This is a genomic window from Streptomyces olindensis (genome assembly GCF_040645895.1).
Lineage (GTDB): Bacteria > Actinomycetota > Actinomycetes > Streptomycetales > Streptomycetaceae > Streptomyces > Streptomyces olindensis.
This window is the reverse complement of record NZ_JBEYZD010000147.1, coordinates 1-6,424: the sequence shown is the minus strand read 5'-3', so window position 1 is coordinate 6,424 and position 6,424 is coordinate 1. Positions and strand designations below refer to the sequence as shown.

Here is a 6,424-nt window from a genome sequence, read left to right as displayed (position 1 = left end):
TCCGTACGGAAGGCAAGCCGGCCCTTTCACATGCGGTGGGGACCTCAGTCCTCGCCCAGGTACGCCTTGCGTACCGACTCGTCGTGCAGCAGGTCCTGCCCCGTCCCGGACAGGACGACGTTGCCGACCTCCATGACGTGGCCCTGGTCCGCCAGGGACAGCGCCGCCTGGGCGTTCTGTTCGACGAGGAGGATCGTCGTGCCCTGGGACTTCAGCTCGGCGATCGTCGCCATGATCTTCTGCATCATGATCGGGGAGAGGCCCATGGAGGGCTCGTCGAGCATGAGCAGCTTGGGCTGGGACATCAGGGCGCGGCCCATGGCGAGCATCTGCTGCTCGCCGCCGGAGAGGGTGCCCGCGGCCTGGTTGCGGCGTTCTCCGAGGATGGGGAAGAGGTCGTATGCCTTCTGGATGTCCTTTTCGATGCCGTCCTTGTCCTTGCGCAGGAAGGCGCCGAGCTGGAGGTTCTCGAAGATGGTGAGGCGGGGGAAGATGTGCCGGCCTTCGGGGGAGTGGGCGAGTCCGAGGGCGACGATCTTGTGGGCGGGGACCCCGTTGAGGGGCTTGCCGTCGAAGAGGATCTTTCCGGACGTCGGCTTGAGCAGGCCCGAGAGGGTGCGCAGGGTGGTCGTCTTGCCGGCGCCGTTGGTGCCGATGAGGGTGACGACCTGGCCGGCCTCGACGCTGAAGGAGATGCCCTTGACGGCTTCGATCTTGCCGTAGGAGACCCGGAGGTCCTCGACCTCGAGGAGTGCGGTCACTTGGCTTCTCCCTTGGTGCTGCTGGTGGTGCTGGTCGCGTCGGCGGCGGCTTCGGCGGCCTCGACCTCGGCGGCTTCGGCCTCGCCGGGGTCGCCTTCGAAGGGTTCGCCGAGGTACGCGGCGATGACGCGTTCGTCGGCCTGGACGACCTCGGAGGTGCCTTCGACGAGCTTCTCGCCCTGGACGAGGACGGCGACGCGGTCGGAGAGGTTGAAGACGAAGCGCATGTCGTGCTCGATGAGGAGGACGGCTATGCCCTTGTCGCGGATGGCGAAGACGAGTTCCTCGGTGGCGCGGGTCTCCTGGGGGTTCATGCCGGCGGTGGGCTCGTCGAGGAGGAGCAGGCCGGGCTCGGAGGCCATGGCGCGTGCGATCTCCAGCTTGCGCTGTTCGCCGTAGGGGAGGTTCCGGGCCAGGTGGTCGCGCTTGTGGGCGAGGCCGATGAACTCGAGGAGTTCCATGGCCCGTTCTTCGCTGGCCTTTTCCGCCTTCTTGAAGCCGGGGCCGCGCAGGAGGGCCGACCAGAGGCCTTCCTTGGTGCGGGTGTGGCGGCCGACGAGGACGTTTTCCAGGACCGTCATGTTGGCGAACAGGCGGATGTTCTGGAAGGTGCGGGCGATGCCGGCCTGGGTGACCAGGTGGGGCTTGGGCGGGAGCACGGTGCCCTTGTAGGAGACGGTGCCCTCGGTGGGGACGTACAGGCCGGTCAGGCAGTTGAAGAAGGTGGTCTTGCCGGCGCCGTTGGGGCCGATGAGGCCGACGATCTCGCCGGCGTTGACCGTGAAGTCGACGGAGCGTACGGCGGTGAGGCCGCCGAAGCGCATCGTGACGTCGCGGGCTTCGAGTACAGGTGTCGTCATGATGGTTACGCCCCCGCCTTGGTGACGGCCGGTTCGTCGGTCAGCGTGGTCTGTTTGGGTACGTCGAGTTGGCCGGTCTCGTGGAATTCGAGCTGGCGCCGGCGGTTGGCGATGATGCCTTCGGGGCGGAAGCGCATCAGGAGGATGAGCGCGATGCCGAAGGCGAGGAGCGACTTGTCCTGGAGGAAGACGAGCTTCTCGGGGAGCAGGTAGAGCAGGGCCGCGCCGAGGAGCGGTCCGGCGACCGTGCCCATGCCGCCGAGGACGACCGCGGCCAGGAGGAACGCGGAGTTGGGCGGGGTGGATCCGGCGAACTGGTACGGCGTGGGGACCACGCTGTAGGTGACGTGGGCGCTGACGGTGCCGGCGAGGCCGGCGAGGGCGGCGCCGAGGGCGAAGGCGATGAGCTTGACGCGGAAGCCGTTGATGCCCATGGCGGTGGCGGCGGTCTCGTCCTCGCGGATGGCGATCCAGGAGCGGCCGATGCGGGAGTCCGCGGCGCGCGTGTAGACCAGGACGACGATGGCCATGATGAGGACCATCAGCAGGTAGTAGTTGGCGAAGCGGCCGAGGGTGAATCCGCCGATGTCGTGTGCCTGGCCGAAGTTGAAGCCGAACAGGTTCAGGTCGGGGATGTTGGAGATGCCGTTGGGGCCGTTGGTGACGTCGGGTCCGGAGTCGCCGTCCATGTTGTTGACGGCGATGCGGAAGATCTCTCCGAAGCCGAGGGTGACGATGGCGAGGTAGTCGCCGCGCAGTCGCAGGGTCGGGGCGCCGATGAGGACGCCGAAGACGAGGGAGGCGGCTGCGCCGGTGAGGGCGGAGGCCCAGAAGGGGAAGTGGACGCCGGAGATGGTGGAGAACTCGGAGCCGGAGACGAGGGCGGCGGTGTAGGCGCCGACGCCGAGGAATGCGACGTATCCGAGGTCGAGGAGTCCGGCGAGGCCGACGACGATGTTGAGGCCGAGGGCGACGGTCCCGAAGATCAGGATGTTGACGCCGATGTTGGCGTAGTGGTCGTCGGTCTGGGTGAAGGGGAAGGCGATGGCCGCGGCGAAGCCCATGGCGAGGGTGAAGCTGCGGTTGGCGGCGACCTGCGCGGAGAAGCGGTCGAGGAGGCCGGCGGTGTGCAGCGCCCACATGGCGAAGGTGACGACGAAGAGGTAGCCGACGAAGAGTTCGCCGTACTCGGTGTCGATGCCGTAGGTGAAGACGCCGAGGCCGATGATGGTGACGACGGTGATGACGGCCCGCTGGACCCAGGGCGCGGTGGCCTGGGGGGCGGGGATGCGGTCGGGCTTGGCGATGTAGGCCTTGAGGGCTTCCTTGGTGCCGTCGGTGCCGGTGCGCTCCTGGGGGAGGGCGAAGGCGCCGATGAGGGGCAGGAGGGAGGCGAGGGCCGCGATCCAGCCGCCGGGTTCGAGGTTGACGACGCCGCCGAGTTCGACGCTGATGGCGATGACGGTGAACCAGGTGACGGTGAAGCCGCCGAGTGCGGTGAGGACGAGGGGTGCGTTGTTGCGGGCGGGCAGGAGCCAGCCGAGGCCGCGGATGCCGTAGGAGGCGAGGGCGAACAGGGCGGTGAGGATGCCGGCGGTGAAGGTGAGCCACTGCAGGCCGCCGGGGTAGCCGTTGATGGTGAGGTCGCCGGGGAACTCGTCGGTCCAGGTCCAGGCGAGGAACGCGGAGGCCGCGGTGGCGATGCCGCCGGCGAGGAGCAGGGCGCGGGCGGCCGCCGCGGGCAGCGGTATGAGGCCGCGCAGGGCGGGCGGCGCGGGGGTGGCGTCCGGGGCGGGGGTCTTGGTCGTCTCGGTCATGTGATCACGCCCTGTCCGCGACGCGCTCGCCGAGCAGGCCCTGCGGCCTGAAGAGGAGCACGAGGATGAGGAGGCAGAAGGCCCACACGTTGGCCCAGCTCTGGCCGCCGAGCTGCTGCATGCCGGGGATCTCGTCGATGTAGGCGGAGGCGAGGGTCTCGGCGATGCCCAGGACGACGCCGCCGAGCATGGCGCCGTAGATGTTGCCGATGCCGCCGAGGACGGCCGCGGTGAAGGCCTTGAGGCCCATCAGGAAGCCCATGCGGTAGTCGACGTTGCCGTACTTGAGTCCGTAGGCGACGGCGGCGACGGCGGCGAAGAAGCCGCCGATGGCGAAGGCGATGACGATGATGCGGTTGGTGTCGATGCCCATCAGCTGCGCGGTGTCCGGGTCCTGCGCGGTGGCCTGCATGGCGCGGCCGGTGCGGCTGCGGCGCACGAAGAAGGCGAGGGCGGCCATGCAGACGACGGCGGCGACGATGAGGAAGATGTCGGCGTCCTTGATGGTGATGGAGCCGATGTCGTGGGTGGCGTCGAGGCCGGGGAAGTGGCGGGCGCGGTCGGCGCCGGGGTAGAAGTTGCGGACGACCTCCTGGAGGGCCAGGGACAGGCCGATGGCCGTGATGAGGGGTGCCAGTCGTGGTGCTCCGCGCAGGGGGCGGTAGGCGAACCGTTCCGCTCCGACGGCGATGAGGATGGCCACGAGGGCGCCGCCGAGGAGCATCAGCGGTACGGCGAGGGCCATCGAGGTGCCGTCGGGGAGGATGTAGAAGTAGACCGTGAGGGCGCCGAACGCCCCGGTCATGAAGATCTCGCCGTGCGCGAAGTTGATGAGCTGGACGATGCCGTACACCATCGTGTAGCCGATGGCGATCAGCCCGTACATCGAGCCGAGAAGCAGCCCGTTGGCCAGCTGCTGCGGCAGGGTGTTCACCGCATGGCCTCCATGTCGCTGGTGGTCGTGTGCACTGGATGCGTGCGTGGTCGCGTGCTGTGTGGGGGTGTGAAAACGGGCCGCGCGGTCGGGGTCCTCCTTCCGCGCGGCCCGGGGTGAGGCTTGCTGGGGGGGCCGGTGCTACTGCAGGTCGGCGGTGCCGGTCTCGACGGCCTTCCAGGCACCCTTCTCGACCTGGTACACCGTCAGCTGCTTGTTGGTGGTGTCGCCGTACTCGTCGAAGGACACCTTGCCGGTGAGGCCTTCGAAGTCGGACTTCTGGACTCCGTCGACGACCTTGGAGCGCAGGTCGTTGATGTCGGAGGGCACCTTGCCGCCGTTGGCGTCGGCCGCGGCCTTGACGGCCTTGATGATGGCGGTGGCGGCGTCGTAGGCGTAGGCGCCGTAGGCGCCGTAGTCGCCCTTGTAGCCCTTGTCCTTGTAGGTCTGGATGAACTGCTTGGCGGCGGGCAGGGTGTCGGCGGGGACACCGATGGCGGTCACGAGGTCGCCCTCGGAGGACTTGCCGGCGGCCTCGATGTAGGTGGAGGCGAACATGCCGTCGCCGCCGAACAGCGGGATCTTGACGCCGGCGTCCTTGAGCTGCTTGGTGATCAGCGCGGACTCGTCGTACTGGCCGCCGTAGTAGAGCAGGTCGGCACCGGAGTTCTTGATCTTGGTGACGAGGGAGCCGAAGTCCTTGTCGCCGGTGTTGACGTGGTCGGTCGCGACGACCTGGCCGCCGAGCTTCTTGAACTGCTCGTTGAAGATCTTCGCGAGGCCGGCGCCGTAGGTCTGCTTGTCGTCGACGACGAAGGCCTTCTTCTTCTTGAGGCCGTTGTAGGCGTAGCCGGCCGCGAAGCTGCCCTGCAGTTCGTCGGTGGTGGCGGTACGGAAGTACGTCTTGAACGGACGCTTCTTGTCCGTCTGCCAGTTCTTGCCCTGGGTCAGCTCGGGGGCGGTGTTCGCCGGGGAGATCTGGACCATGTTGGCCGAGGCGAAGACCTGCTGCATCGTCTGGGCGACGCCGGAGTTCAGCGGGCCGACGGCTCCGACGACGGTCTTGTCGCCGACGAGGCTGGTCGCGTTGGACTGGCCGGTGGCGGGCTGCGCCTTGTCGTCGAGGGCCTTGAGCTTGAATTTCACGCCCGGGACCCAGTTGTTCTTGTTGGCGTCGTCGACGGCTATCTGGGCGCCGTACTGGATGCCGAGGCCGGTGGTGGAGTTCTCACCGGAGAGGGGGGCGTCGACGCCGATGGTCAGCGTCGTGCCGCTCCCGCTGTCTCCGCTCTTGTCACCGCTGTCGTCTCGGGAGCCGCAGGCGGTGAGAGTCAGAGCTCCGGTCGTGAGAACGGAGGTAAGAATCACCAAGGAACGCTGTCGCACAATCAGTCCTTTCACAGGCAGGCCCCGCCCTGGTCGGGGGGTGAGTGCCGCGCTGGTACCGAACTCCCGATGGAGCGGTGACTGGCCGTGACTCTAAGCCCGGGGTAAGGGCAGGGTCAGCGGCGCGGGCTGGCTTGTGACTTTCTTGTTATGACGGGGTGGATGCCTGATCTCGGCGGCGGCCCCTCTCGGCGGGTTTGGTGGATTTTCGCCGCAGTCCGCATTCTGAGAACGCGCACTTCCGGTTGGCAGTGGCTGAGATCGTGCGATTGCCGTGGCGCGGGCGGTGCGGACGGGCTCGGAAAGGTTCCGGGGGTCGGCGCGGCCGGGGACGGAAGTGTGGCGTCGTATTGCGCGCGTGTTACGGAGCGTTACGGAGAGAAAGGGAGGGGTCGCGTTCGGGGGTGTTCCGGGGTGTCGGAATCCCGGATTTCTCCGCACGGGTGAGTTCTTCGGGACCGGCGTGGTCGATGAGGGGGCAACTCCGCTCGTGCGCGGCCGTGTTGCCGGATTTCCACAGGACGGCGCCCCGCCGCTCCGGGGGGTGTGCCGGATGCGGCGGGGCGGTCGGCGTGGACAAGCCGAAGGTCGTTCTGGGGGTCAGCGGCGGCATCGCCGCGTACAAGGCCTGTGAGCTGCTGCGGCGGCTGACGGAGTCGGGCCACG

The 6,424-nt window shown here is 68.2% G+C and carries 5 protein-coding genes; all 5 read right to left on the bottom strand.

Annotated features, from left to right (window positions below; all coding sequences use genetic code 11):
• Window positions 1–44: 44 nt before the first annotated feature.
• The 5 genes from ABZ948_RS40535 to ABZ948_RS40515 all read right to left on the bottom strand — a co-directional run bounded on the left by ABZ948_RS40535 (window position 45) and on the right by ABZ948_RS40515 (window position 5,743).
• Window positions 45–761 carry an ABC transporter ATP-binding protein gene (locus tag ABZ948_RS40535; protein ID WP_031115649.1) on the bottom strand — a complete coding sequence of 239 codons (717 nt, stop codon included), beginning with the start codon at window positions 759–761 and terminating at the stop codon, window positions 45–47.
• Window positions 758–1,621: an ABC transporter ATP-binding protein gene (locus ABZ948_RS40530; RefSeq protein ID WP_359768140.1), complete on the bottom strand. Its 864-nt coding sequence runs from the start codon at window positions 1,619–1,621 to the stop codon at window positions 758–760. The genes ABZ948_RS40535 and ABZ948_RS40530 overlap by 4 nt, the downstream gene beginning before the upstream one ends.
• A 5-nt stretch (window positions 1,622–1,626) precedes the next feature.
• On the bottom strand, window positions 1,627–3,438 hold the full coding sequence (locus ABZ948_RS40525; RefSeq protein ID WP_359768139.1) for a branched-chain amino acid ABC transporter permease: 1,812 nt from the start codon (window positions 3,436–3,438) through the stop codon (window positions 1,627–1,629).
• Window positions 3,439–3,442: 4 nt separating this feature from the next.
• Window positions 3,443–4,372, bottom strand: coding sequence for a branched-chain amino acid ABC transporter permease (locus ABZ948_RS40520; protein WP_359768138.1), 930 nt, complete (start codon window positions 4,370–4,372; stop codon window positions 3,443–3,445).
• A 141-nt stretch (window positions 4,373–4,513) separates the two neighbouring features.
• Entirely contained in the window at window positions 4,514–5,743 is a 1,230-nt protein-coding gene (locus ABZ948_RS40515) for a branched-chain amino acid ABC transporter substrate-binding protein (protein WP_359768141.1), read from the bottom strand.
• Between the last annotated feature and the right edge of the window lie 681 nt (window positions 5,744–6,424).

Coding starts and splice junctions, on each gene's coding strand:
- ABZ948_RS40530 (WP_359768140.1), bottom strand. CDS start 1,621: ATGACGACACCTGTACTCGAAGCCCGCGACGTCACGATGCGCTTCGGC.
- ABZ948_RS40525 (WP_359768139.1), bottom strand. CDS start 3,438: ATGACCGAGACGACCAAGACCCCCGCCCCGGACGCCACCCCCGCGCCG.